General features: G+C 59.1%; 20 protein-coding genes and 1 tRNA gene. 4 read left to right on the top strand and 17 right to left on the bottom strand.

Annotated features, from left to right (window positions below):
* Nucleotides 1–124: 124 nt before the first annotated feature.
* From XX99_RS14985 to XX99_RS14970, 4 genes are all read right to left on the bottom strand, one after another.
* Nucleotides 125–3,778, bottom strand: coding sequence for a glycosyl hydrolase 2 galactose-binding domain-containing protein (locus XX99_RS14985; protein WP_050060222.1), 3,654 nt, complete (start codon nt 3,776–3,778; stop codon nt 125–127).
* 159 nt (nt 3,779–3,937) lie between these two features.
* Nucleotides 3,938–5,707 (bottom strand): aryl-sulfate sulfotransferase, encoded by a 1,770-nt coding sequence (locus tag XX99_RS14980; protein ID WP_156186005.1) that lies wholly within the window; start codon nt 5,705–5,707, stop codon nt 3,938–3,940.
* Nucleotide 5,708: 1 nt separating this feature from the next.
* Nucleotides 5,709–7,451: an adenylyl-sulfate kinase gene (gene cysC, locus XX99_RS14975; protein ID WP_082125600.1), complete on the bottom strand. Its 1,743-nt coding sequence runs from the start codon at nt 7,449–7,451 to the stop codon at nt 5,709–5,711.
* Nucleotides 7,452–8,348 (bottom strand): PHP domain-containing protein, encoded by an 897-nt coding sequence (locus XX99_RS14970; RefSeq protein ID WP_184085289.1) that lies wholly within the window; start codon nt 8,346–8,348, stop codon nt 7,452–7,454.
* Nucleotides 8,349–8,578: 230 nt separating this feature from the next.
* Between XX99_RS14970 and XX99_RS14965 the strand changes: the two genes are divergently transcribed.
* The 4 genes from XX99_RS14965 to XX99_RS14950 all read left to right on the top strand — a co-directional run bounded on the left by XX99_RS14965 (nt 8,579) and on the right by XX99_RS14950 (nt 12,515).
* Nucleotides 8,579–9,691 carry a hypothetical protein gene (locus XX99_RS14965; protein ID WP_050060218.1) on the top strand — a complete coding sequence of 371 codons (1,113 nt, stop codon included), beginning with the start codon at nt 8,579–8,581 and terminating at the stop codon, nt 9,689–9,691.
* A gap of 116 nt (nt 9,692–9,807) precedes the next feature.
* Complete coding sequence (locus tag XX99_RS14960; RefSeq protein ID WP_050060264.1) at nt 9,808–11,850, top strand: S9 family peptidase; 2,043 nt, start codon at nt 9,808–9,810, stop codon at nt 11,848–11,850.
* Between the two features lie 125 nt (nt 11,851–11,975).
* Nucleotides 11,976–12,059: transfer RNA gene (locus XX99_RS14955), tRNA-Leu, on the top strand.
* A gap of 144 nt (nt 12,060–12,203) precedes the next feature.
* Complete coding sequence (locus XX99_RS14950) at nt 12,204–12,515, top strand: DUF3467 domain-containing protein (RefSeq protein WP_050060217.1); 312 nt, start codon at nt 12,204–12,206, stop codon at nt 12,513–12,515.
* Nucleotides 12,516–12,633: 118 nt separating this feature from the next.
* On the opposite strand, the gene flgL is transcribed toward XX99_RS14950, so the two are convergent.
* The 13 genes from flgL to XX99_RS14885 all read right to left on the bottom strand — a co-directional run bounded on the left by flgL (nt 12,634) and on the right by XX99_RS14885 (nt 23,737).
* Entirely contained in the window at nt 12,634–13,560 is a 927-nt protein-coding gene (gene flgL, locus XX99_RS14945; protein ID WP_231581396.1) for a flagellar hook-associated protein FlgL, read from the bottom strand.
* Nucleotides 13,561–13,597: 37 nt separating this feature from the next.
* A complete protein-coding gene (gene flgK / locus XX99_RS14940; RefSeq protein WP_050060216.1) occupies nt 13,598–15,022 on the bottom strand; it encodes a flagellar hook-associated protein FlgK in 1,425 nt (474 codons plus the stop codon).
* 38 nt (nt 15,023–15,060) lie between these two features.
* Nucleotides 15,061–15,447, bottom strand: coding sequence for a hypothetical protein (locus XX99_RS14935; protein ID WP_184085286.1), 387 nt, complete (start codon nt 15,445–15,447; stop codon nt 15,061–15,063).
* Nucleotides 15,444–15,761, bottom strand: coding sequence for a flagellar biosynthesis anti-sigma factor FlgM (gene flgM / locus XX99_RS14930; RefSeq protein WP_050060214.1), 318 nt, complete (start codon nt 15,759–15,761; stop codon nt 15,444–15,446). The genes XX99_RS14935 and flgM overlap by 4 nt, the downstream gene beginning before the upstream one ends.
* A gap of 77 nt (nt 15,762–15,838) precedes the next feature.
* Nucleotides 15,839–16,177 carry a PH domain-containing protein gene (locus XX99_RS14925; RefSeq protein WP_050060213.1) on the bottom strand — a complete coding sequence of 113 codons (339 nt, stop codon included), beginning with the start codon at nt 16,175–16,177 and terminating at the stop codon, nt 15,839–15,841.
* Nucleotides 16,178–16,229: 52 nt separating this feature from the next.
* Entirely contained in the window at nt 16,230–17,528 is a 1,299-nt protein-coding gene (locus XX99_RS14920) for a flagellar basal body P-ring protein FlgI (RefSeq protein WP_231581395.1), read from the bottom strand.
* 26 nt (nt 17,529–17,554) lie between these two features.
* Complete coding sequence (locus XX99_RS14915) at nt 17,555–18,355, bottom strand: flagellar basal body L-ring protein FlgH (RefSeq protein ID WP_082125598.1); 801 nt, start codon at nt 18,353–18,355, stop codon at nt 17,555–17,557.
* On the bottom strand, nt 18,340–18,879 hold the full coding sequence (locus XX99_RS14910) for a hypothetical protein (protein WP_050060212.1): 540 nt from the start codon (nt 18,877–18,879) through the stop codon (nt 18,340–18,342). The genes XX99_RS14915 and XX99_RS14910 overlap by 16 nt, the downstream gene beginning before the upstream one ends.
* 162 nt (nt 18,880–19,041) lie before the next feature.
* A complete protein-coding gene (gene flgG, locus XX99_RS14905) occupies nt 19,042–19,830 on the bottom strand; it encodes a flagellar basal-body rod protein FlgG (protein WP_050060211.1) in 789 nt (262 codons plus the stop codon).
* A gap of 75 nt (nt 19,831–19,905) precedes the next feature.
* On the bottom strand, nt 19,906–20,640 hold the full coding sequence (locus tag XX99_RS14900; RefSeq protein WP_050060210.1) for a flagellar hook-basal body protein: 735 nt from the start codon (nt 20,638–20,640) through the stop codon (nt 19,906–19,908).
* A gap of 208 nt (nt 20,641–20,848) precedes the next feature.
* Nucleotides 20,849–21,838, bottom strand: coding sequence for a GspE/PulE family protein (locus XX99_RS14895; RefSeq protein ID WP_082125597.1), 990 nt, complete (start codon nt 21,836–21,838; stop codon nt 20,849–20,851).
* Entirely contained in the window at nt 21,826–22,644 is an 819-nt protein-coding gene (locus tag XX99_RS28120; protein ID WP_231581394.1) for a FliM/FliN family flagellar motor switch protein, read from the bottom strand. The genes XX99_RS14895 and XX99_RS28120 overlap by 13 nt, the downstream gene beginning before the upstream one ends.
* Before the next feature lie 115 nt (nt 22,645–22,759).
* Nucleotides 22,760–23,737, bottom strand: coding sequence for a flagellar motor switch protein FliM (locus XX99_RS14885; RefSeq protein WP_050060208.1), 978 nt, complete (start codon nt 23,735–23,737; stop codon nt 22,760–22,762).
* Between the last annotated feature and the right edge of the window lie 142 nt (nt 23,738–23,879).

The raw sequence follows: 23,879 nt of genomic DNA, 5'->3' as shown, positions 1-23,879 counted from the left end.
TCCGTACAAAATATCCTGCCGGAGGCATTTTTAGCGGCAGAAACCGGATATATAGATGTCCGAAATCCAGATCGCGATGCATCATCCCGCAATTCCGAGGTTACTGCGGCAAATCTTCCAGAGTTTATGCCGAACTCGATTCGACATTGAATCCGCCGACAACGATTCTAGGCTTCTCGCCTCGGGTGTCGGCATGCTTGAGCTCCGTGGTAATAATTTTATGCTCGCCCGGCATAAGGGAGACGTAATTATCACTGTAGATGGCGGGGAGGATGCGGTCGCCGCTGCGGTCGCGGACGGCTTTGAGGCGCGTCATCAACGCCGGGGCCGCTGATGCGTTGTTCAGCTCGGTGGTCAGTATCCAGCGGTCGGCCTCCCGTACCGCATTTGTGCGGGCCTTCACCTGCGCTTTGGGCAACGTGCGGATCGAGCGATAATCGCCCTCCTTTATCCCTCGCAGATAAAAGTTAGTTGAAATCGCATCCGTTCCGCGCGTCAATGTCAGGCGCAGGAAGTGTACGGGCGTGAGACCTGCTACCGACTCGAGTTTGATGCACGGCGAGGTGCTGTCCTCGGCGCTATCGAGTGACACGGTCTTCGTCCACGCCTTGGTCCCGTCCAGATTCAAAATCTCGGCCTGCGCACTCAGTCCTTTCGCATCTCCGCCGCTGTAGTTCACTACTTCGATGCTTTCGTCCACGCGGTTCCACTGAATGTGCAGCGGCTCCGATCCTTTTTTGCAGCCGAAGTAAGCAGCAGTGGGCTCGAAGTAATAATCGTAGGTCTGCCATACGAACGAAGGCCAGCAGGGATGGCTCATCCATAACAGCACGCCCATCCGGTATTTGCTCTGGGCCTCGAACATGGCGCGATAGCCCTCGTAGTTCACGAACTGCGCGAGCGAAATCCACTCCTCGCCGCTATCGGCGCCACCGTAACTATCCTTGATGATGTTGAGGAAGGAGCTGCCGCCCTGCGCGCCGGTGAGATTGAAATCATGGAGTCCCCAATCCAATGCCTGCGGCCAGATCGCGCTCTCCGGCATCATGGCGCGCACGCTCTCGATGGGCGGAATGTTGGGCATGCCAATCTCGCTGTGCAGCTTGTTGTCCGCCAACTGAAAGTAGACGGCTGGCGGCAGGGCGTTGTAAGGGCCGTGTCCGCTGACCACCTTATCCGCAGAGCTGCCAATGTAATGCAAGTCAGGATGCAGCTCCGCCAGAATGCTACGTATTCCATCGTCCAATGGCTTTGGGGGAAATCCTTCGTTGCGTCCGCAGTAGAGGCCAATGGATGCATGGCTGCGAATGCGCTGCACGAAGTCGCGCGCATTGCTGAGGAACATTGCGTTGTCATCGGGTATCGGGCCGTCCCAGGGATTGGCCAGCCAGAAATCCTGCCACACCATTACGCCGTGGCGGTCGCACGCTTCGTAGAATGCCTCATCGCCGATCTGCCCCACCCAGTTGCGGACCATGGTGAAGTTCATCTCGCGGTGATAGCGAACTGCCGCGTCATATTCGCGGGCGCGATAGAGCAGCATCGATTCGCCGAAGCCCCAGTTGCCGCCGCGCGCGACAAAGCGGCGGCCGTTGATCCAAATCTTCAGCGCCGAACCCTCTTCGCTGTAGGTCATCTGGCGCACGCCGGCCTTAAACGACTTTTTATCGAGCAGCTTTTTCTCTTTCGACTCGAAGCTCAGCTCTACGTCGTACAGGTGCGGCTCACCGTAGCCAACCGGCCACCAGAGATCCGGTTTTTGCAGGCGAAGCACAGGATGCGTCGAAGGATCAAGCTTGATGGTAAGTCGCGAGGAGCCTGGCAGCGTCACATGCTGCTCGAAATGCACGTCTCCGAAGCGGCCGCGCAAGGTTCCGATGATCGGCTTCGTCCCATGATTGACGGCATCGACTTCAATGCTGACATCGGCGTGCGAGGTATCAGGAAGCGGCAGGGTGGTGGAGACGAATGGATTTTCGAGAGTCGCAGCACCGGTCAGCGTGAGCGAGACGTCGCCCCAGATGCCGGTGTTCCTTCCACGAATGGTGGGAATCCAGTCCCACCCGATCGATGCGTGGTAGGTGGGGTTGTCTGCGCCCAGCGCACCGCCATTCCTGCCGGGGCTCTCGTAGGTTTTTTGTTTCGTGCTGCCCGGTGTCGCATTCTTCTCGACGCGCACGGCGAGCGCATTCAACTTGCCGGCAAGCAGTTTCTCTGTGACATCGAATCGGCCGCGGATAAACCCGCCTTCGATGCGGCCTATCTTTTCGCCGTTCAAAAAGACGTCAGCCTTCCAGTTGATGCCGTCGAAGTTCAACCACGCAATCTGGCCGTGAGCAAAGGACGGAGCCTGAAATTCCGTGCGATACCAAAAGTCCGAATAGAAGAACGAGTCAGAGATGTGAAGCTGATTCTGGCTGTAGTTGGGATCGGGCACTGCACCCACGTTTACGTACGAGGTGAGAACCGTTCCCGGCACGGTTGCGACCACCCAATCGCTATCTTTGAAGCCGGCCTTGGAAAGAGACTCCCCCGCTGCTTCGGTCTGCGTCGAGCGCTGCAGGCGCCAGTTCCCTCCGGCGAGATCGAGCTTTCCATCAGAAGCCGTCATCGATCTGGGCTTGGGTTTGGCGGTGAAGCCGCCTCGGCCGTACACCTCGATCTCGCTCAACAGATAACCTTCGGCTGAAGTGGGACGAGTCATGAGCACGCGCACATAGCGGCCTCGCGCGGGGGACGAAAGCTTGATATCGTCCACTGTGCCGTTGCCCGAGAGCGGCCTCAAGTCACGCCACGTTTGTGCATCATCGGAGACCTGGATTGCACCTTCGGCGGCGGGTGCGATCCAATAGAGCGCAACGCGGTCGAACTCGCATCGTGTGCCGAGATCGACATACACCCACTCTTCGCCGCAGCCGGCGCTCATCCATGCGCTGGTAAAGCTGTACGGGCCGCCGACTTGTACGCGGCGGTCTCCTTCGTAAAACTCGATCTGCCCCATGGTCCAGGGAGACGATCCATCGTTCTCCTGCGACGTCGACAGGCCGCATTTCACCTCGTAATAGCGGCTGCGATAGGCCTCTTTCAGAGAGATGGAGGGGAAATAAAGTTTGGCGCCATGGATCATGTCAGGCGGGTAATTCGCACCATCAACGGCCTGGGGCGAGGAAGCACTGCCGACCTCTTTCCAGGCGCGTCCGTCGTCGGAGACGGAAACCGTAAATGTCAGCTGCTCGGCGTGCACCGCCTCAGACAGAACGACGAAGACCGCGATTCGATCGACAGCGGGAAGGCTTTCGCCGCCGCCGAGTTGGACCTGTACCGATGGATTCGTTCCGCGCAGGGGCACAAGGCTGGCGGGAAAGTGGTCGAGGAGCACTTCACGCTCGGCCTTGGGAAGGTCGCCCATCCGATTCATGGAGACCCCGACCCAGGTGGGAAGATGCGTATCCTTGATGCCGTCGGTGACCAGCTGTGCGGTCAGGTTGTAGTCGTAACTGCTGGAGTGATAGGCCGGCCGCAGCAATGCCAGATTGCGGTAGGCCGTATTGTCGGCTACGAGCTCAGGACTGAAGTTTTCCGATGGTGCGCCGGGATACATGCCGATGCCGCGCGTGTATTCGCCGGTGCTTGCGCCGGCTCTGCCGATCTGGGCTTCATCCATGCTTCCGGTTGCTGCCGATCCCTCAGCAGTGGCTGCAGCGGCAGCGGCGGGCACGGCCATGCCTGCACCCGCGATGATCGTGGTCTTCAGAAAATCCCGTCTTGAGGTCGACATCCAATCCTTTCGGCGTAACGGCCCACGCGAAGATGCGGGCGTGAGATCGTTATCATTGTCCAGCGTCCACACTATCGCCTTTTGCAAGCGGACTTCAAGGGCTAGCGTGCGGGAATAAGGATGGTTCGAGCCGTTATGGCCGGATTCAGAAGCGGCGACTCACCACTGCACGCCGGGATAGAGGCTGGGCAGCCGCTGCGTCCGATAGAGATTCGTCCCCTGCATGTGGAGCTGCCACACCACCTGGGGCTTCTCAGTCGTGGATAAATCGGGCACGGTCAACTCATAGACATTCGAGGCGTGCTGCTGAAAACAGAGATCGGCATCGAGATCGCCATTGGCGAGGGGTGTTACGCTGCCTCCCCACACCGAATATTGAGCCGGCGGGTACGCTTGATGAAAGACCAGCTTCGCCGTTTTGGCGCTCTCGTCGACCTCGTAGACATTGACGGAAGAGTAGCAGGGAGCATTCCCTTTCGTTCCGCAGATGCCGCCGTTGGCCATCACGCGATTGTTTCCGTTGTCCATTATGGAGAGCCGGAAAACTCCTGCGCTGCGCTGACCAACGATCTCCGGATCGTGTTGCGCGTAGCTCCAGTCGACGGGATCGGTTCCGTTCAACAGCCGCAGGTCGCCGTCCTTCCCCATTCTCCAAAGAATCTGGCCTTCGCCCTTGCCGTTGCGGTAGTCGACCTTCATGACCCAGCTCTGGCTGCGGCTGGACACAATGAGGTTTCCATCGTCGGCCGTATACAGAACGGCGTTGGAATGCGTCCAATCGGGAAAATCCATCGGGTGACGATGCACGTCGAGATGATCGAACTCATTCCACACCCAGACCGGATGCGAGTTGGCATCGACATCGACCAACACATCTCCTACGACATGCGTGGTGCCGGGATATCCCGGCAGATCCTTAAAAGATCGCGTGGTGTTTGCGAGAACGATCCAATGGCCATTCGGCAAAATGGCGACGTCGTGGTGAATCACGTCCAGATGAAGGTTGGAATAGCCAGCCGACGCGAGTTCCCTGTTCAGCGTTTCCACTCGCAGCTCTTTCACCGTTTCACCGGCCAGATTGATTTCCCGAAGAACGGTGGGAACGCCAATCGGTGGCGGCCCCAGAAGCTGGGACTGCGCGGTGAGCCCAATCACGAGCAGAACGTCACCATTGGGCAGGAGCTTCGCCGGATTGATGATCGTGCCCGACTTCTGGTCCGGCGGCGCGTTCTTCCACGGATCTGACGGCGACTGGTCATTCGGTCTCGTTACTCCGAATTTGCCGGCCACCCAGTAATAAGTATTAGGGAATATATCGAGCGATGCCTGCACATAGCGCAGGAACTGCACCATTCCCGACGAGCGCCGATCGGAGTAGTCATAGCCCCAGATCACATGCCCATCGAGATCGGTCACAAGCAGCTGCGATGTCGATCCGATGGCAGAATTGAGCAGCTCCACGCCCGGCTGCGGTGTTGCGCCAGAAGCTGTATGCGTCGTGAATACCGGGATCAGCTTCGAGGCGATATGGCTGGTGTGGAAGATGTGATCCGCATCGGTGAGAGTGGGACCGTCGTGAAAGTGAACCACGGCGCGCAGATGATAGTCGCTATCGGCGCGCATTCCTGCGACTAGAAGCGATAACGGATGACTGCCGTCGGCGGCTTGCGTCCAGGTGCGCAGCGAATAATCTGTGCTGGGTCCAAACTGCACCTCAACATCCGCCGGCCGCAGCGGGAAGATAGTGTAAAGGGCCACCTGCGGATTCTTGGTCGATGCAACTGTGCCTGTTTCGGTTACAAAAGGAGCGGCGCCGATTGTGCCCGCCGATCCAGTGCTCTTGCATCCTGAAACCGATATCGCAGCCAATGCGAAGGCTGAAAGAAAAAGAAATATCTGCGCCATGGGGCGCGAGGAGTCTAGCCTCACTTCATCTCCCTGATCTTGCTGAATTCCCAGCCGCCTGCAAAGCAGGCCAGGAGCTGTCTCGCTCCGGAATGGGATTGAGATACTGTTCGTTAGTCAAAAACCGCATCAGTTGCAGCGCGTTGGCGCGCACCGTGGTCTGCTCCGTACGCAAGACGACTTCGGGATGCTGCGGTGGCTCATACGGATCATCGATGCCGGTGAAGTGGCTCAACTGTCCGGCGCGGGCTTTGGCGTAGAAGCCTTTCACATCGCGCCGCTCACATTCCTCGACGGGCGTGTCGACAAAAATCTCCACGAATGAGCCCTCGGGCATCATCTCGCGCACGGCATCGCGCGTTTCGCGATAAGGGCTCACCGCAGCGCAAAGCACAACGCCGCGGTGCCGCACGATCTCCGCTGCGACGAAACCGATACGCTGCACGTTGGTGTCGCGGTCTTCGCGGGAAAATCCCAGACCTTTGGAAAGATGGGTTCGCACCGTGTCGCCATCCAGCAGCGTTACCCGCAAGCCGCTCTCCATCAGCATGATCAGCAGGTCTTCTGCGATGGCGGATTTGCCCGCGCTGGGCAGGCCCGTGAACCACAGGCACAAGCCCCACTCAGAAGGTACACCCAACACCGCGCGAGGCGATGCGGATTTCTTTGCCGACGCAGGCGAAACACTATGACGCCGAGCTGGCGAAGATGAGCCATTCCGATCGGTAGAGAATTTCCGCTCGGTCTGGGATGTACGGCGAAAGATCAGCTCCACTCCAAGTTCCTCGGCGCATTCGAAAAGCTTTTGCGATGGTGTCGAAAAACCGGCGTAGCTTTTCGAGGCTCTGTCCGTATTGCTACATCGGGTCTGGTCGATGACGTAAGTTCCCGCTCCATAATTCCTGTGCACCATTGCATGCCACAGCACGCGATTCTCCGAGGAGAGATTCGCAGAGAGATGGACAAAATTCAGGAATGCCTGGCTGGATGAAAAAAATCTCGAGAAGGCTGCTTTGCATGCCAGCAGGTAGTGAAAATGATCGAAGGCATCGACGCGAGGTTCGGCCGCGGCGAGATTGAACAACAGAGAAGCTCTCCGTTCTTCAGCGAGTTTGCGAAGCCACTCTGTCTGCTTGCCGTCGCGCGAATCCCAGGTGTCGACGGCGATCACAGGATCGCGGCCCAGCAACGCGAGCTGTTCGCGAATCACCGCCGGGTCCTTCCACATGTCGGGTAGTTGAATGTCAGCCGGGATGTTGAAGACCTGAAGAGATCCGCTCAAAGCCAGAGGATCGGTGGAATCCGAGTCTCGCGCTGCGTCGATCAGCTTAGGTTTTACCGATGAGGAGACGCGCGGAATTTCAAATACCTCTTCCACGGTCATGACGGCGAGGGGGCGATTCTGCAGGTCACGCAGAGCGATCCGCGAGCCAGCATCGATGCTTCTGAGATCCCCCGCAGGCAGCATGATGGGCACCGGACAGAGTTGGCCGGTCGTCAGCCGCATAGACTCCACGATGCTCTCGCACTCGCGCTTTCCTACGAATCGGTCGAGAGGCGAGAATGCGCCGGAGGCCAGCATGGCGAGATTCGCCGATGAGCTCGCGGAAATTTGCAGCGAAGGCAGCTCCGCGGATTCCCGCATCAGCTCCTGACGCCGCTCGGGCGGGACCATGAGCCGGACCAATCCCCCGCCATGCGGCGCCGCCAGAAGACTAGGCGACTTGTCCTCGCAGATACCATTGCCCATCAAGAAAGGTGTCTTCATTTACGAAACCTTGAGTTGATAGGCTGGAGCTGCGTGAGAATCGGGAAGGCTTCGATTTTTTGCGAACCGCTCTCGAAGATCGTCGAGGACCGCGGCCGATATGTTGAGATCTCCTCGTCCGCTTCCCAGCTTCACATCGGGTTTGTAGCTTCCATGGAAATCCGAACCGCCGGTGGCCGCCAGATCGAACTTGTCCGCGAGCCCCAAGAGCAGCTGGGTGTCGGCCGGAGTATGTTCCGGGTGGAAGCATTCCATCGCTTCGAGCCCCTGCTGCGCCAGCACGGCGAGAAGAAGATGCAGATCGGATGGATTTCTGTTGATGCGCACTGGGTGGGCGAGAGAAGCGACTCCTCCCGCATTGATCACTCGCGCCAGGGCTTCTTCCAAGGCCGGCTCGTCACGATCGACCCAGGCCAGTCCGCCTTCGGCCAAATAGCGATGAAACGCCTCGGGGATCGAGGCTACATAGCCTTTATCCAACATGAGCTTTGCGAAATGAGGACGTCCCATCTGCTTCTTCCCGATGGCCTCTAATTCGTCCCATGAGATATCCATTCCCAGTTCGCGAAGTCTAAGCAAAAGAGCAACATTTCGCAGCCGCCGGCCTTCCTGCAAGCCGCCTAACCAAGCGCGAAAGCATTCGCCGGGATCGGATGCGAAGTAGCCCAGGAGATGAACGGATCGAGTGCTCGATGGGAAGTGTGTGCTTAGCTCCACTCCGCAGAGTAGATCGAAGCTCCGTGCCTGCGCCTCATCCTTCGCGCAGTCATATCCTTCGAGGGTGTCGTGATCGGTGAAGGCCAGTGCGTCGAGACCAAGACCGATAGCCTGATCCAATATCTCGATTGGACCGGCGCTTCCGTCGGAGTAGTTTGTATGGCAGTGAAGGTCGATCACAGAAAAAACGCGCACCTCTAGTACGGAAATGGGGGACAAAATCCGGTTGCCAATCTAATGTATGACTGCATCAGGTAAAAAAAAGTTGCACTGCGGGACAACAGTCCCGCAAAAATCGTCATCGGAGCACGCGCAACAAGGTAAACCCTGCGCGATAGCGTTGGCATTGCGCAATCATTCGCGGCTCGGATTGTTTACGAAATAGCTATGGGTCGCATACTCTCAGAGATATGCTGCTAGCTGCATCGGTATACACAACGAATAGCGAAAAACTTCGCGCAAGATGGAAGCTCGAATCAGGACTTCCAGCGGTTCCCGGCCAGAAAGTTCATACTCCTGCTGTCACCGGACCGAAAACGACGTCATCGCCTCTTACCTGGACGAAAGACGACTACACCTTTCTTCCAGTTAGCGAGCTCGGCCCTTCTTTGAATCCCGATCAGAACTACATGGGCGCCTTCGTCGTGTACGACTGGGACCAGCACAGTATCATCTGGCAGGCCGATTGGGGAAACTATCTCGGCAACCCCGCGGGAGTCTGCTTCGCCGATGGCCAGCTTTACGTCAGCGACTTCGAAGCTTCCAACATCTTTGAAGTAAGCCTCGATGCTGAGCCGGGCAAGTTGCTGAAACGAATCTCGCACCCTTACTTCAACGATTTGCATAGCCTGGAGAGAACGAAGCGCGGACTACTCTCCGCCTCTTGCGGCACCGATCTCATCATCGAAGTGGATCGCGATGGCAATCTGCTGTGGGAGTGGTGGGCTGCGGAGCACGGATACTCCGTTACGCCTTCCGGCGAACCGCGTGCCAGCGGCCGCGGCGGTGAGCATCGCGACAAGTACTATCACACCAAGTTCCAGGCCACTCATCTCAATTGCACTACAGTGCGGGATCGTGATGAAGAGCGCTACATCCTGTGCCTGCTCTTTCACCAGGGGCTGCTTATCCAAATCGACCGGAGCCTGCCTCCCGAGCAACAGAAGGGCGAGATTATTCTCGAAGGCCTGGCTCGTCCTCATGCTCTCGAAAAAATTCCTGGCGGATGGATTCTCGCCAACACTCTTGCCAAAGAGCTGATCGTCCTCGACGACAATTTGAAGCGCAAGGAATCCATCGAGTACGACGGCGGATGGATTCAGGACTGCACTCGTTTGCCCAACGGCAATATTCTGCTCAACGATGTGGACAATCACGTCCTGGTGGAATTTGCCGGCCCGCAGTGGAAGATCGTTCATAAGACCGAATATCCGGAAGCATGGCGCATGGGAGAATTGGTGGTCGTTCCTGTGGAGCATGAAGCTGCCTTCCTGGCGGCGCAGACACAAACTACATCGGTTTAGCCGACACACACCCTCCAACGCGTGGCGCAGCCTCAAGCGCCACGCAACTTATTTCGCTTCGCAGAGACGGAAGCTGGAGGTATCTTTATGGACACTCATTTCCAGTGGAGTTGCCCGTGAAGAAGCTGCTGCTGTCTGTCGTTGCCCTCGCCAGTACGATCGGACCCCTTGCCATGAATGCTCAGCAACCGCCTATCATCGACCGCAAGCTCTTCTTCGGAGAAGTTGAAATCTCCGGCGCGCAGATCTCTCCCGACGGACAATACATCTCGTTCCTCAAGCCTTACAAAGGAACCCGCAACATCTGGGTGAAGAAGGCGGACGAGCCCTTCAGCGCAGCACGCCCGGTCAGCGCCGAGGCAACGCGTCCCATTCGCGCCTACTTCTGGAGCCGCGACTCAAAATACGTTCTCTATTCGCAGGACGCGGGCGGCGACGAAAACTTCAATATCTACGCCATCGACCCGAGCCTGCCTGCCGATGCCAAGACCGGTGTCCCTCCCACACGCGCGCTGACTAATCTCAAGGGTGTAAGGACGGCGATCTATGCCGCGCCCAAGTCGAAGCCGGACATCCTGTTCATCGGCCTGAACGACCGCGATCCGCGCTGGCATGACCTGTATGAACTGCACCTGTCGACGGGTGAGAAAACGCTTCTCCGCAAAAATACGGAAGAGATCGCTGGATGGGATTTCGACAACGACGGCAACTTACGCCTGGCCGAGCGCACCAACCAGGCAGGCGATACGGAGATCCTGAGCGTCACCGCCGAGGGCTTTAAACAGATTTATAGCTGCACCGTGCTCGAGGGCTGCGGCGTCTCAGGCTTCGATGCCGCAAACAAACAGGCATATCTGGTGACGAACAAGGGTGCGCTGGATCTGAGCGAGCTTGAACTGCTCGATCCCGCCACAGGCGCAACCATCAAGGTGGAAAGCGACCCCGAAAACCGCGTCGACCTCAGCAGCGTCCAGACCTCCGAAGTCGACTATCGCATTCTCTTCACCCAGTACGAGGACGATCGAGTTCGCCTCTACTTCAAGGACAAGCAATTCGAAAAGGAATATCAGTGGCTGCAGACCAAGCTGCCGGGCAAGGAGATTGGCTTCGGTGCGCGTTCCAAAGATGAGAACATCTGGATCGTCTCCGCGCATAGCGACACCGAACCGGGAGAGACCTATCTATGGAACCGCAGCGCCAAAACGCTGGTGCTGCAATACCGCATCCGCGAAGAGCTGCCTCGCGAGTCCTTGTCGGAGCGCAAGCCGTACCACTACAAGTCATCCGACGGACTGGACATCCCGGCTTACCTGACGCTGCCCAAGGGCCTGCCGGCGAAGAATCTTCCGCTGGTGGTCTTCCCGCACGGCGGTCCGTGGGGGCGCGATTCGTATGGCTACGATACCTTCGCGCAGTTCCTCGCCAATCGCGGCTATGCCGTGCTGCAACCCAACTTCCGAGCATCGACTGGCTACGGCAAGAAGTTCCTCAATGCCGGCAATGGCCAGTGGGGCAGGACTATGCAGGACGACCTTACCTGGGGCGTGAAGGCGCTAGTTGCCGACGGAACGGTCGACCCCAAGCGGGTGGGCATCTTCGGCGGATCGTACGGCGGATATGCAACGCTGGCGGGCGTCGCGTTTACACCTGATCTCTACGCCGCGGCGGTGGCCTATGTCGCGCCGTCGAACCTTATCACGCTGCTCGATGCGATTCCGCCGTATTGGGAGGCGGGGCGCAAGCAGATGTACACCCGGATGGCCGATCCCAACACGCCTGAGGGCAAGGCGCTGCTGATCGCGGAGTCTCCGCTGACCAAGGCCACCGCCATCGTCACGCCGCTGATGGTGGTTCAGGGCAAGAACGATCCGCGCGTCAATGTTCGCGAGAGCAACCAGATCGTGGCCGCGGTGCGCGACAACGGCAAGCCGGTCGAGTACCTGGTCGCTCCTGACGAGGGCCACGGCTTCGCTCGCCCGATCAACAACCTGGCCATGGTCACGGCGATGGAGGCATTCCTTGCGAAATATCTGGGCGGGCGCTACCAGCAGGACGTCCCCGCCGATGTCGAAGCCAAGCTGAAGGAGATCACGGTGGACCCGAAGACGGTGAGCGGTGCGGTCACGTTGAACGGAGCCTTGGCACCGGCTGTGAAATAAGAACGAAAGCGAAGAGCACGGGGATGGGCCGGGATCGCAGTGGGCGTTGCATTCGCCCGGCCTTTGCCGGTAGGCTAGGATCAGAGCAACCAGCCCCTCGCCGCGGCAGGTTGCTGCAATGGAATGCGGGAGTGGCGAAATGGCAGACGCACTTGGTTTAGGTCCAAGCGGAGCAATCCGTGGGGGTTCAAGTCCCTTCTCCCGCACCATCCTTTCCGTGATTCCACCTGCCAGACGGCTCACAATCTGAAACGCCAGCCGATACAAACGCTCAACCGAGAGAGCGCACTTCCACAAAACCTTTACTCCGGGGACCCGGTTTCTTTCGGGAATTGCGATACCCTTGAACCACTATGACTTCGAATCATTCGCAGCCCAAGATTCAAATGAGCAAGGCCGCTGAGTATCAGGAGAGCTACGCCAATAGCGTGCAGGTTCGCGTAAGCGTCTGGGATTTCTTTCTGGCCTTCGGGGTGGTCCATCAGGAATCGCCGGACATCGTCGACATTGAGAATACGCACGGCATCTATCTCAGCCCCCAGCAGGCAAAGGCACTATGGAATCTTCTCGGCCAGAACATCGCACAGTATGAGCAGACGTTCGGGACGCTGGCCATCGAGCCGCACCCGCATCCGGTGCCTGTTCCCTCTGGACCGGTGCACTAAGGGGCGCTCACACTCATCAGGCGAATCGAAAGATCGCCCAGCCCATCCGGCAGGGCGTTTGATGCCTGGATCAGGCGGCGTCCGGTCTTCTATGACACAGAAGCCCAACTCGGCAGTCCTAGATAGAGTCGAAGAGCGTTCCCTGCTTCTCGATCGCCGCGATGACCTGAGTCAGAGCCGCCTGCTGGGTCTCGGCCGAGCTTAACTGGCTCGCGACCTGGGCAGTATTGGTTTGAAGCAGCAAATCCTGCGCTGATTGCAGTTGAACGGATTCACTCGCGCTGTAATTGCTGGCGGCGGTCATCTGCGTAATCGAGGCGTCGAGCACCGTCCGCTGCTGGTCGACATAATTGAGCGCCTGATTAAGCTGGCCAAGATCCGCAACCGAGGTTGGAGCTGCAGTGCCGGAAGAAAAATCGGCGATCAGCGCATTCAAACTGCCCAGGACACTAGCACCCGGAGCATTGAAGATCTGGTCGCCGGGAAGATTGGTCTGAATCGTGTGACCATTAGGCGTCTGCACGTAGCTGATGTCTTCGTCCCCTTGATAGGTGACCGTCGCCGGCGTGGTCGAGGTGTCGAGTGTAAAAGGCGACGTCGCTCCCTGACTTCCGGAGAAGATGTAGCTCCCAAGATAGGATGAATTGGCTAGCGAAAGCACCTCGTCGCGTATCCCAACCAGTTGGGTTGAAATGGTCTGGAGGTTGGCCGCATTGAGGGTGCCATTGTTGCCTTCGGTAGCAAGCGAGATGGCCTGGGTAAGCTGGCTCACCACGCTGCCCAGCGCGGTGTCGCTCACCTGAAGGAGGCTTTGCGTCGAGCTGGCGGTCTGGGCAAAGGTATCGTCCGCACTCAATTGCGAAGAGAGAAGCACGTTCTGCGCAAAAGCCACCGGATCGTCGCTGATGGAATTGACCTTGACGCCGGTCGAGAGCTCGTTGGTCAGATTTTGCTCGGTAGCAGTCGCCGCGTCCAGCGCGGCCACCGTGTTGTTGATGTACAGCGGATCGACTCGCATGAACCTGATCTCCTTCGGGGATTTCATCTAGTAATTTTCCCGAGACTCTTTCCATCTCCCGCCGCTAGCTGGAATATGTGGTCTGAACGCCGAGGTTGAGCGCAGACGTCATTACCAAGTCCAGCGTGGTAAAGATTCGGGAGGCGGCCTCGTACGATTGCTCGAAGGTTTCGAGCGATGCCGCTTCTTCATTGAGGTCGACGGCGCTGAGAGAGTTCACCTGGGACTGGAGCTGGGTGAGAGAGGCCTGCTGGGCGGTGTTCTGCGTCGTAACGTCGGAGACGAGCGTTCCCAGCGAGGCAACGAACGACGAATAGTAATCAGTGGGCGTTGATCCGGCGATGACGGTCTTACTGGCGAGGTTGGCCATCGCGAGAAGATTGGTGTCGTTCGATGACCCCTGTCCCGCCGCGGCAGCGGCAATCTGCGAAGGGCTGGTGAGGGCTACGGAGATCGCCGCCGACGCCCCGGCCGCCGTCGAAGGCAGATTGAAGATCGCAGTTCCAGTATTGCCATTGACGTCGGAGCCGGCCTCGTTCACCGTATTCACCTGCGTTCCGAAGTCATAGGCCAGGGTGTCGAGGGCGCTCAGTATCTGAGGAATATCTTGATTTCGGGCCGTCAACACGCCGCCGATTTGCCCTCCGCCGGAGGTCAGAGAAGAAGTGATGTCGTTGCCTTCCGAGTCGTAGACATGCGTCGACCCATTCAGAGGGCCGGCGGTCAGTGCATACGATGTGTTCTGCGAGACTAGCAGCGCACCGCTCGAGGTGGTGATGCTCAGGCCGTTGTTCTCGGTCTGGATCTGGTGAACGCCGACCAGCGATGACAGCTGCAAGATATCCTGCTGGCGCTGATCCTCGAGGGTTCCGGCATCGGCGTGCGGGCTTCTCGATTGAATCTCCTGGTTCAGCTGCGCAATGGACTGCGACAGCGAGTTGATCTGCGAAACCACAGAAGCGGTCTGCTGATCGAGCGCGCTTTGCTGCGCGGTGAGCTGCGAAGAGGCGCTCTGAAAGTCGCTGGCCAGGGTTGTGGCGCTCGAAAGCACGCCCTCGCGCAAAGATGGATCAGAAGGGTTCGATTCGAGGGAGGTCAGCGAATCGAAGAAGTTGCTCAGGTCCTGGCTGATGCCGTTGGTGGCATCGGTCGAGCTGCTGGAGTTGGCGTTCGTCGCCTGATTGAAGACGGTTTGAACTTGATCGAGAGCGCTTAGCCGCGCAGCCGATGCGCTCACGTTCTGATTCTGCTGCTGGAGCTCCTGGTTGAGCACGTTGTCGCGCTGCGAGACATTTGCCGGGATGCCAACTCCGTCGCCGTAGCTCTGTCCATCAATGGTGACGGGATCGTTTTCCTGAAAGACGGCGACCTCCCGGGTGTAGCCGGGGGTATTGGCATTGGCGACGTTGTTTGAGACGATGTTCAGAGCGGCCTGATCCGCTTCCAAAGCTCCCGTGGCAATGCCGAACGCCATGCTGAGTGCTGCCATAAGTCTCCCTTCGCGCGAGACGCAACCAGAAGTTGGAATTACCGGTAAAACGGTCTATAAAATTCACGGCTATAGGATTGACGGCTACAGAATTCGCGGCTGTGCATTCCCGACGCCCGCCGCCAGACCCGCAGATTTCGCCGCGATTCTTGCAGGAGCGCTCCCAGCAGCCGATGCAGTGACTGAACCTCGGCCAGTGCAGAGCCAGTGGACAGCGACGTCCCATCTACGATCGAGAGCGACAGTTGCTGCAGGCGTTCGGCGTCGCTTTGCGTCAGTGCGTCGATGACGTTTCGCAGAAGCAAAGCCAGATTCGTATCTGTATTTGTATTTTCTTTCGTATCTTTGTTCGTGCTTTCCTCTGCCAGCGTGTCCGGCTGTTCAGCCTGATTGCTGCATTTCATACATTGCGTGGCCTGCATCACTTGCCTTCTCCCAGCATTTGATCGATCAGCTTGCCAGCTACCTGTGCGGAGCTTACCTGATAACTTCCACTGGCAAGCGCGGCCTGCACCGACGCCACTTTGTCCATACGCACATCCGTCTGACCGGCCGCCTGACTCATGATGTTGGCTGCCGCGCTTAGGTGCGCCTGATCGATGGCCGATTCCGCCGCAGCGGGCTGCGATGCCGTGGTCCTCGCCGCGGTCGATGCCGTTTCTGTCGTTGACGCTGCTGGAACTGTCTGAAAAGCTTCGAGTGTCTGCGGAGCGCGCTCGATTCCACCTGAAATGTTCATGCCGTTCTTCCTCTTACTTACTCAATCGGCAATGATTAAGGGCACTTTAGTAATGGAATCGCGATTTGTTTCTGTTCTCACAACTTAGTCGCACTGCCGCGATGATCGGAGCCGGCTGCTGTCCGGAAATGATCCAGTATCTTGGTGGCGATACCGAAGCCTCCGCGTTCGGAGATGGCCCTGGCCATGGCCTGCGTGCCGAAGCTCATCAGCGCACCGCCGCTTCCCGCATCTTCGTCATCATCCTCTGCCTTGAATCCTGCGGCATCGGAGCTCGAAAAAAGCGAGTCGTGCTGTAAGGGCTTCAGAAATTCCTGCATGAGGCTGGCCTCGAATTCATGAGCCGCCGACTTCAGACGCGGACTCAGAGAGTCGCCCGCTCCAGGGGCTAAGGCGTTCAACGGAGACACGTCCATCGCACATCACCTCCATCACATTTATCCCATCACTTCTGTCACATTAGCTCTGTTACATCACTTCAAGGTCGGCTTCGAGGGCTCCGGCCTCCTTCATGGCCTGCAGAATCGAGATCACATCCCGGGCCGTGGCACCAATCTGCTGCAGGTTCTGCACCAGGTCGTCGACGGTCGCGCCGGAGCGCAGCTCGATGCGGTTGACTGGCTTGTCCTGGGTCTGAAGGGTGGTCTGCTGCACTACCTGAGTCGTTCCCTGGCCGAAGGGGTTGGGCTGCGAGACCTGAAACTCGCTGACCACATTGACCGAGAGGCCGCCGTGCAGAATCGATACCGGCTGTAGGCGCACGTCGCCTCCAATTACCACGGTTCCGGTTCGCTCATTGACCACCACTTTGGCCCGCGGATAGACATCGACTTCGACCGCTTCGATCTCGGCCAGCAGCTCGGGAATGTCCTCGTAATCCCGGGCTTCGATCTCGATCCTCCGGCTGTCCACGGCATGTCCCACTTCGCGATGCAGCTGGTGGTTGACGGCTGCGGCCATCATCTCCGCGGTGCGAAAGTCAGGATCGTTGAGCAGCAAGGAGAGATGACGCATGTGGGCCAGATCGAGTGGCACGGCGCGCTCCACGATGGCTCCGGAGGGGATGCGGCCGGTGGTGGGGTGATTCAGCGACCGGCTGCTGCCGTTGCTGGTCACCGAGTAACCGCCCAGCACCAGCGGCCCCTGAGCTTCGGCGTAGATCTGTCCATCGGGACCATAGAGCGCCGCCATCAGCAAGAGGCCGCCCTCGATGCTGCGCGCGTCGCCGGCCGACGAGATGGTCACATCCAGGCGGTTGCCCGGGCGGGCAAAGGGCGGCAGGGTCGCGGCCAGAAAAACGGCAGCCATATTGCGCACCTGGAGCGAAGCGGTTGTGGAATTCTGAGGAAGCGTTACCCCCATGCGCTGCAACGTAGTGATCAGTGTCTGGATGGGAAAGACGGTCTGCGAGCTGTCGCCGGTGCCGCGCAATCCAACCACGATCCCATATCCCACCAGCTGGTTGTCGCGAATGCCCTCGATGCTGGCAATGTCCTTTACCCGGGCCAGCCGGGAGGGTGCAGACGATTCGGTCCGCGGAAAGGCTTGCGAAGGAAGAGCGACTCCCAAGATGGGGACACCATTAACTTGACCTCTCGAAACCAGAGCGCCGGGTGCCGCTGCCTTTGGGGCGTGGGAGGGGGGAACTGCGGCTGGATAAGCAACGGCGGGCTGCGCCTCAGAGATGCCGGACGCCAGAAAGAAGCCGGCAAGCAGCATGAAGGCGCAGCGAGCATTGGGGGCGGACGGTATTGAATTTCTTTGCATAACGTCTTCCAGAGTCACTCGATCAGTTAGAAAACCAGAATCTTCTCCAGGAAGCGCACTACGGGATTCTGGCGATAGGTGTAGTCGTTGATGATGCCCTTGCCGACCACCTCAAGCTCGAGATCGGTGATGGTGGTCGAGAGAACTTGGTTCTGAGCGCTTACGTCGTCCGGACGCACAAGTCCGCGCAGCCGGATCAGCTGGGTCTGCTGGCTGAACGAGACCTGGCGCACCGCCTGGATCACCAGCATGCCGTTCGGCAGCACATCGATGACCTCGCCGCCCAAGGTCGTACTCAGGCTTGAATCCGTGACAGATTGCCCCTGGGCATTTAATCCGGAGCTTGAACTCTGATTAAGCAAGTTATTCAAAGCATTGCCGCCGCCAAATTTGCCGAAGAGGGCCGATACCTGCGAGCTGGCATTCGAGGCGCGCGAGTTTTTCACCGTTCCATCGGTTGAGGCGGTCAGGCTCTCGGAGATGACGATGGCAATGGGATCGTGCAGGCGCGAGGCCTTGAGGTCGCTCGTCAACCTGGTCATTCGTCCCTCCGCGATCCAGATCGAGCCGGGGGTGGCGACAGATGCGGCATTCTCCGCATGAACCCGGGCGATGTAGGCGTTCAAAGCCTCGTCGGGCGGAGTCGTTTTCGGAACCGCTTTTTTCGCCGGCTTCTGCGACCATCCCGGAGATCCGCTGCAAACAAGTATGAGGAGGATCGCGAGACAAGGCGCGATACGCCGGCGCGGGTGCAAACCCGTTCGCCGCGATGTCCGCCCCACCGGCAGAAATACGCTTTCGATGGCAGCCACTACTGATCCTTCCATTGGCCTGCCTGTCTCCCGGCGCGGTTTCCGGCCCCATTGTCTACTCGTTCCTGGGTTACTCTCGGGCTCCAGCCGGGAACGCTGGGGAGGAGTTCTACGGAGTAGGTGTTACGAACGATGCCTCGCAGAAGCACGCCTGCCGATCCTTCTGTCAGCGCCGCTACACGGACGGTCACCTCTTGTCCTAAGGGTGCAGAGCGGGTGGCGATGCCGGAGAGCTCCAGATGGCCTTCGTTTTCTTCACCGCTCCAGACGCGGACCGATGAGCCAGCGACGACCCAGATCGGGGATGACAACGAATCGGCGACGGAAGCTCGTGCGCTGTTGTCATCTATAGCGCTTTTAGAATCCAAAGGCTCTTTAGAATTCGCGGACCACTTCCCGGCCGGGAGGTAATTAGAGACCGGCACCAGCGACGGCGGCCGTTCCGGATGGCGGCAATCGACGAGCACAGCCCAGGAGCGCTTGAGCACGGAGTCGAAAAGATAGTGATCAACAGCGTAGTGATTGGATAGCGGCCGCATGGCGGGGCCATCCGGTGAAGTTGTGAGAGGTCGCGCGGAGCACTCAGTAGCTAGAGCAATGAAACTGCCGGAGCAGGAGAGGGAAAGCAGCAGAATCGATCGACATATCCGGGGTGATCTTCGGGCAAGACTTTTCATCGACAGACTCCGATCAGCGGGCTATCAGCGGACCATGTTGTTAACCTGGCTGTACATGTCATCGGCAGCGCGGATGACCTTGGAATTGCTCTCATAGGCACGCTGGGCCAGCACCATTTGCACGAAGGCCCCCACCACGTCCACATTCGAGTTTTCGAGGTAGCCCTGCTGAAGGGTCCCCAGACCTTCATTCCCGCCCGGATTGCCCAGTACGGCGTCGCCCGAGGAGAGGGTGGCGGCGAGCAGGTTCGATCCTATGCTCTCCAGGCCGCCGGGATTTGCAAAGGTGGCCAGCTGGAGCTGACCGAGCTGTTGAGGATTCTGCTGGCCGGGCAGGGTGGCGTTGACCACGCCATACTGGGTGATGGTGATGGCCGTAGCCGTCGGCGGGATGGTGACGGCGGGTATCAGCTGGTCGCCCTGAGGGTCGACGATCGTACCCTGATCGTTGAGGAAGAAGTTCCCGGCGCGAGTATAGGCAATCGTGCCGTCGGGACGCTGGACCTGGAAGAAGCCGCTGCCCTGAATGGCCAGATCATAGGGATTGTTCGTCTGGTTCATGTCCCCCTGAGTCATGATGATCTCGGTGGCGGCGGACTTGGTTCCGAGGCCGATCTGCAAGCCCGCCGATACTGTCTGCTGGCTTTGCGCCGCGCCGGGTGTGACCAGATTCTGATAGATCATGTCCTGAAACTGCAGGGCGCGCTGTCGAAAGCCGACGGTCGAAGAGTTGGCCAGGTTGTTGGCGATGGTATCGAGGTTCAGCTGCTGCGCGCTCATGCCACTGGCGGCCGTGTAAAGAGCTCGGATCATTTTTATCTCCCTCGGTCGTATCGTTCTCAGGTGGTATCTGCTCTCGGAAATTGTCCGTTCTTGCCGTCCGCGGTGCTAAACCTTGGGCAGGTCCTCGCTGGCCGACTTGTCGAAATCGTTGTTGAAGACGGTGAGAGCCTTTTGCATCATCTCCGCCTGGCGCTGCACCAGGACCAGCTGCAGCGTGCCTTGAATCACGTCCTGATTCGATCCTTCGACAGAGCCCTGGTGTACCGCGGGCGTCGCAGCGATCGGTTTGGTTTCGGCAGTAACTGTGTAGCGATCCACTCCCTCCGGGCTGAGCGCATCAGCGGAAGCAAATTTCCACAGGCCCAGGGTGGATACGGCGGCTCCCGCGATCGACACCACTCCATCGGAGCTGATCGCCACATCGCCGGTCGGGACGCGGATCGGCTGGTTCTGCGTGTTCAGGACCGGATCGCCGTGCGCAGTGACCAGGCTTCCGTCTGCGGTGCGCTGAAACTGGCCGTCGCGGGTATAGCGGATGCCGGCTCCGGTCTGTATCGCGAAAAAGCCCTGGCCCTCGATGGCCAAGTCCAGAGGATTGCCTGTGGGCACGAGCGCACCCTGGCCGAGGTCCAGCCGATTGCCTCCCAGAACGCCGAAATCATTGATGGTGCGATTGAGCTGGGAGTTGAGGGCATCGGGTCCCATGATGGCGCTGCGAAAATATTCTCTCTCCGCACGAAAACCCTTCGTACCGGAGTTCGAGAGGTTGCTAGCCGCCGAGTCGAGCGCCTCGCTGCGCGCCAACAGGCCGGAAAAAGCTGCGTAATAGCCGCTGCCCATGGTTCACTCCGTTCGGTTGATAAAGAAGCAAGAGTCGAACCAAAGGAGCGGGATGAATCTTAAGAAACACTCAGGGTTGAATTGGTCAGGATTGGAGCAGCCAGGCATGAAGCGGCCAGGTATAAGACGACCAGAAGAGTGTGATCGGATTTAGCTTACGCAGGTCAAAATTGATTCCGGATTGATCTGTTTTCTACGTTGACCCGACTTAGGATGCGGCGGCAAAGGGCACGAGGGAGCAGACCACGTCTTCCGATGCGCTGCGGCGAAGCAGATTCGAAGATCGTATTCCCGCTACGGGCGCATGGGAAGGACCGTGGCTCGCGGGACGCCACATCTTGAGCCACAGGAATTGATGAACGCGGACCAACCTGCATTCGACCGGCTGCAGTTTCTCGACCAATCCTGCCAAGGCTGCGGCGAGGGCGTCCGCGCTGGCTGCCTCCATCAATCGAATGCGGGAAAAGTTGGCCACCAGCATGCGCTCCCGTTGACGGCAAAAGTCGGAGCCGCTCAGCAATCCCGCCTCCACTGTCTGCCCGGTCATCCGTTCCACGGCTAGAGACAGAACATGGTCGACCCGGTCTTCCCCGGCCAGATAAAGCGCTCCGCTGGTCGAGAAGCGCAACGGAATTACACCGAAAGCCTCGAGCAAAATGCGCGGAATGGGAGAGTTCTCAAACAGCCGCGGATCGGGCTCGCCGGAAAATACCGGACAGTTCCACTGCAGGCTCAGGGCCTGAGTAACATGCTGTTCGGACAGGCCGCAGTGCTGCATCAACCATTCTCCGATGCGCTGGGGATCGCCTTCTCTCTGGGCATGCAGCGCGCGCTTTAACTGCGCATGGTCAATCCAACCCTGGCGCAGCAGCATCAGCCCCAAAGGAACACGATGGGTGTGACTCGTAATACCCGCATGCCCCTGAAACTCGCGGCGCACGGCGGCCCGCATCCGGTCGAGGGCGCAAGCGGGGCTGCATACCCATCCGCCTTCAATGACCGGTGTGCGACGGTTGCGCCACAGGCGAAGCCGGCCGCCTGCACAGGCCAGGTTGGCGCACTCAGGGAAGAGCGGAGCAGGTCGACGCTCGGGTGATAGGCGGGGTACGGCCGCGGAACGTGGCGCGAAAGATGCGCCGTCTCTCCCGTCATTTCCGTCATAGTTGCGACCCGACCAATAACCGCCTAGAAGAGGCATCGGACACTCTCCAGGCGCATCTCGGCTTCGGCGACTTCAACCACGCTGAAGCCGAAGTTTCCGTTGACCAAAACCACTTCGCCGCGGGCGACAATCTTGTCTCCCACCAGCAAGTCGACGGGCTCGGCGATATGACGGTCGAGCTCGACCACGTCGCCCGGTCCCAGGTCGAGCACCTCGTTAAGCGACATTTCTCGAGAGCCGAAGCGCAACGAGGCCTCGAGCTCGACATCCATCAATAGCTCGACGCCGCGCGACGACTTGCCTGCTTCAGGAACCGGGTGCTGGCCTCCAGCAGGCCGCTCTGTCGGCGCTTCAGGCCAGTTCGCGGATTGAGTTGCGGAAGCCGCGGTGGCCCGATACGTCTGATCGGCAAATGCCATGAGCATCGTCGCCCGACCAAGAGTGAGCTGATAAGCCACGACGGGGATGCCCAGCCCCCATGTGGAGACCGTAAATGGCATCGCCTCCACTTCTCCCAGGGCGGAAGCCGCAGCATGAGCGATCTGATCGAATAGCCCTTGTAACATTTCGAACTCCCATGAAGCTTCTGCGCCCTCCTCCGCAACGTTCGCGGCAATCAGCAGCGAGTGCAGCGCGGCGCGATCGGCCAGGACGGCGAAGCTGCCTGTACACGCACCGGAGAGGGTGACAGTCAGGCTGATGGATCCAGCAGCTAGGGGCAATTGTTGGGCAGGAGTAAGCGTTGCGGAGAGCTCGCGTGTAAAGACCTGCTCCGCCTGCGATAACCAGCTTTCGAGAAATGTTTTCACTCCGCTGACCTCTTTCTGCGCCTGTCTATTCATTTGCAGGTAATCCCAACTTCGTCGATCCGTCCGGCTATTTATCTATCTACCGATCTATCTCATCCGATTCCCTCAGCCTCATTCGTATCCGGCCGGCCCACTGAGGCTGCCTGGTCTATTTGTGGAGCGTGGCCAGGTGCGCGCCGCGATGCTCCCCACGCCGTACCGGCGTGGCCCCGAAAAGAGGCACACCGGCCACGCGAAACTCGGCCGGACGGGAAGAAGCCAGGGGGAAGCGTAGAATCGCGCCGGGTTCCAGACCTTCGATCTCCCTAGCCAGAACACGAAAGGGAGGCAGCTGTAAGGCTCCTCCGACTGCCGCCTTGCCCACATTTTCCCGCATGCGCTTGCGGGTTTCCGGGTTATGGCTGCGCTGGCGGGTCCAGTCGCCGACCATGCGGTGCAGGATGGTGTTCGAGACGACGGCAGGAAAGGCCAGGTTCATCAGACCGCTGGCCTCTTCCATGCGCACCTCGAAATTGAGACACAGGGTCTTTTCAGAAACCGGCATGAGGTGGGCGATCTGGGTGTGCATCTGACGCTGCTCGTAGTGAAAGCTGAGGCCCACCGGCTCCCAGGCGGCGCTCAACTCGCGACATATCACCTCCACCACACTGGCCAGGATAGACTCCTCAATGTCGGTGAGTTCGCGCAGCTGTCCAGCCGCACCGGCGCCCCCCAACAGCAGGTCGATGATGGATGGAGCCGGCGCCATCTCCATCTGCAGAACGGAGACCGCACGCAACGGTTCTAGCCGGACGGAGCAGACGTAGGAGAGCTCGGGAATCCGCGCGATGAATTGGTTGAAGGGGATCTGTTCAGCCGAGACCAGAGTGACCTCGAAGGTGCTGCGCAGCCAGGCTCCCAGATTATGGGTCAGGTTGCGGGCGAAGATGTCATTCAACAGACTGATGGCCCGCATCTGCTCGTTGCTGATCTGGCCGGCGCGCGAGAAGCTGTAAGGCTGCGCCTTGCTGCGCGGGTCGGCAGGCGCGGCAGCTGCCGCGCCCTCGGCCTTGGGAGCCCGGGCGGCCTGAAAGAGGGCGTCGATTTCATCCTGCTTGAGCGTCTTGTCCTTCTTGTTGCCTGACATTTCCTGTCTCCCTGATTTGCCTGCCTGGCCGTTTCCCGGGCCCAGCTTTGTCATTTCGGTTTCGTCGGTTTGGCTTCGTCGTTCCAATCTGAATTGGCTATCGTCGAGTCGTCGGGTTATTACGGGTTCGCCCCGGCACTGC

It is taken from the genome of Silvibacterium bohemicum, from assembly GCF_001006305.1.
In the GTDB taxonomy this organism is placed as follows: Bacteria; Acidobacteriota; Terriglobia; order Terriglobales; family Acidobacteriaceae; genus Silvibacterium; species Silvibacterium bohemicum.
The sequence above is the reverse complement of the archived record's forward strand: the minus strand, read 5'-3'. Positions and strand labels throughout refer to the sequence as shown.

What these genes read in the sequence shown, in the direction of transcription:
- XX99_RS14895 (WP_082125597.1), bottom strand. Translation starts at nt 21,838, where the DNA reads ATGCCTCTTCTAGGCGGTTATTGGTCGGGTCGCAACTATGACGGAAAT.
- XX99_RS14950 (WP_050060217.1), top strand. Translation starts at nt 12,204, where the DNA reads ATGACTTCGAATCATTCGCAGCCCAAGATTCAAATGAGCAAGGCCGCT.
- XX99_RS14915 (WP_082125598.1), bottom strand. Translation starts at nt 18,355, where the DNA reads ATGGAAGGATCAGTAGTGGCTGCCATCGAAAGCGTATTTCTGCCGGTG.
- XX99_RS14925 (WP_050060213.1), bottom strand. Translation starts at nt 16,177, where the DNA reads ATGGACGTGTCTCCGTTGAACGCCTTAGCCCCTGGAGCGGGCGACTCT.
- flgL (WP_231581396.1), bottom strand. Translation starts at nt 13,560, where the DNA reads ATGAAATCCCCGAAGGAGATCAGGTTCATGCGAGTCGATCCGCTGTAC.
- XX99_RS14900 (WP_050060210.1), bottom strand. Translation starts at nt 20,640, where the DNA reads ATGGGCAGCGGCTATTACGCAGCTTTTTCCGGCCTGTTGGCGCGCAGC.
- XX99_RS28120 (WP_231581394.1), bottom strand. Translation starts at nt 22,644, where the DNA reads ATGAATAGACAGGCGCAGAAAGAGGTCAGCGGAGTGAAAACATTTCTC.
- XX99_RS14885 (WP_050060208.1), bottom strand. Translation starts at nt 23,737, where the DNA reads ATGTCAGGCAACAAGAAGGACAAGACGCTCAAGCAGGATGAAATCGAC.
- cysC (WP_082125600.1), bottom strand. Translation starts at nt 7,451, where the DNA reads ATGAAGACACCTTTCTTGATGGGCAATGGTATCTGCGAGGACAAGTCG.
- flgG (WP_050060211.1), bottom strand. Translation starts at nt 19,830, where the DNA reads ATGATCCGAGCTCTTTACACGGCCGCCAGTGGCATGAGCGCGCAGCAG.
- XX99_RS14920 (WP_231581395.1), bottom strand. Translation starts at nt 17,528, where the DNA reads ATGCAAAGAAATTCAATACCGTCCGCCCCCAATGCTCGCTGCGCCTTC.
- flgK (WP_050060216.1), bottom strand. Translation starts at nt 15,022, where the DNA reads ATGGCAGCACTCAGCATGGCGTTCGGCATTGCCACGGGAGCTTTGGAA.
- XX99_RS14965 (WP_050060218.1), top strand. Translation starts at nt 8,579, where the DNA reads ATGCTGCTAGCTGCATCGGTATACACAACGAATAGCGAAAAACTTCGC.
- flgM (WP_050060214.1), bottom strand. Translation starts at nt 15,761, where the DNA reads ATGAACATTTCAGGTGGAATCGAGCGCGCTCCGCAGACACTCGAAGCT.
- XX99_RS14910 (WP_050060212.1), bottom strand. Translation starts at nt 18,879, where the DNA reads ATGCGGCCGCTATCCAATCACTACGCTGTTGATCACTATCTTTTCGAC.
- XX99_RS14985 (WP_050060222.1), bottom strand. Translation starts at nt 3,778, where the DNA reads ATGTCGACCTCAAGACGGGATTTTCTGAAGACCACGATCATCGCGGGT.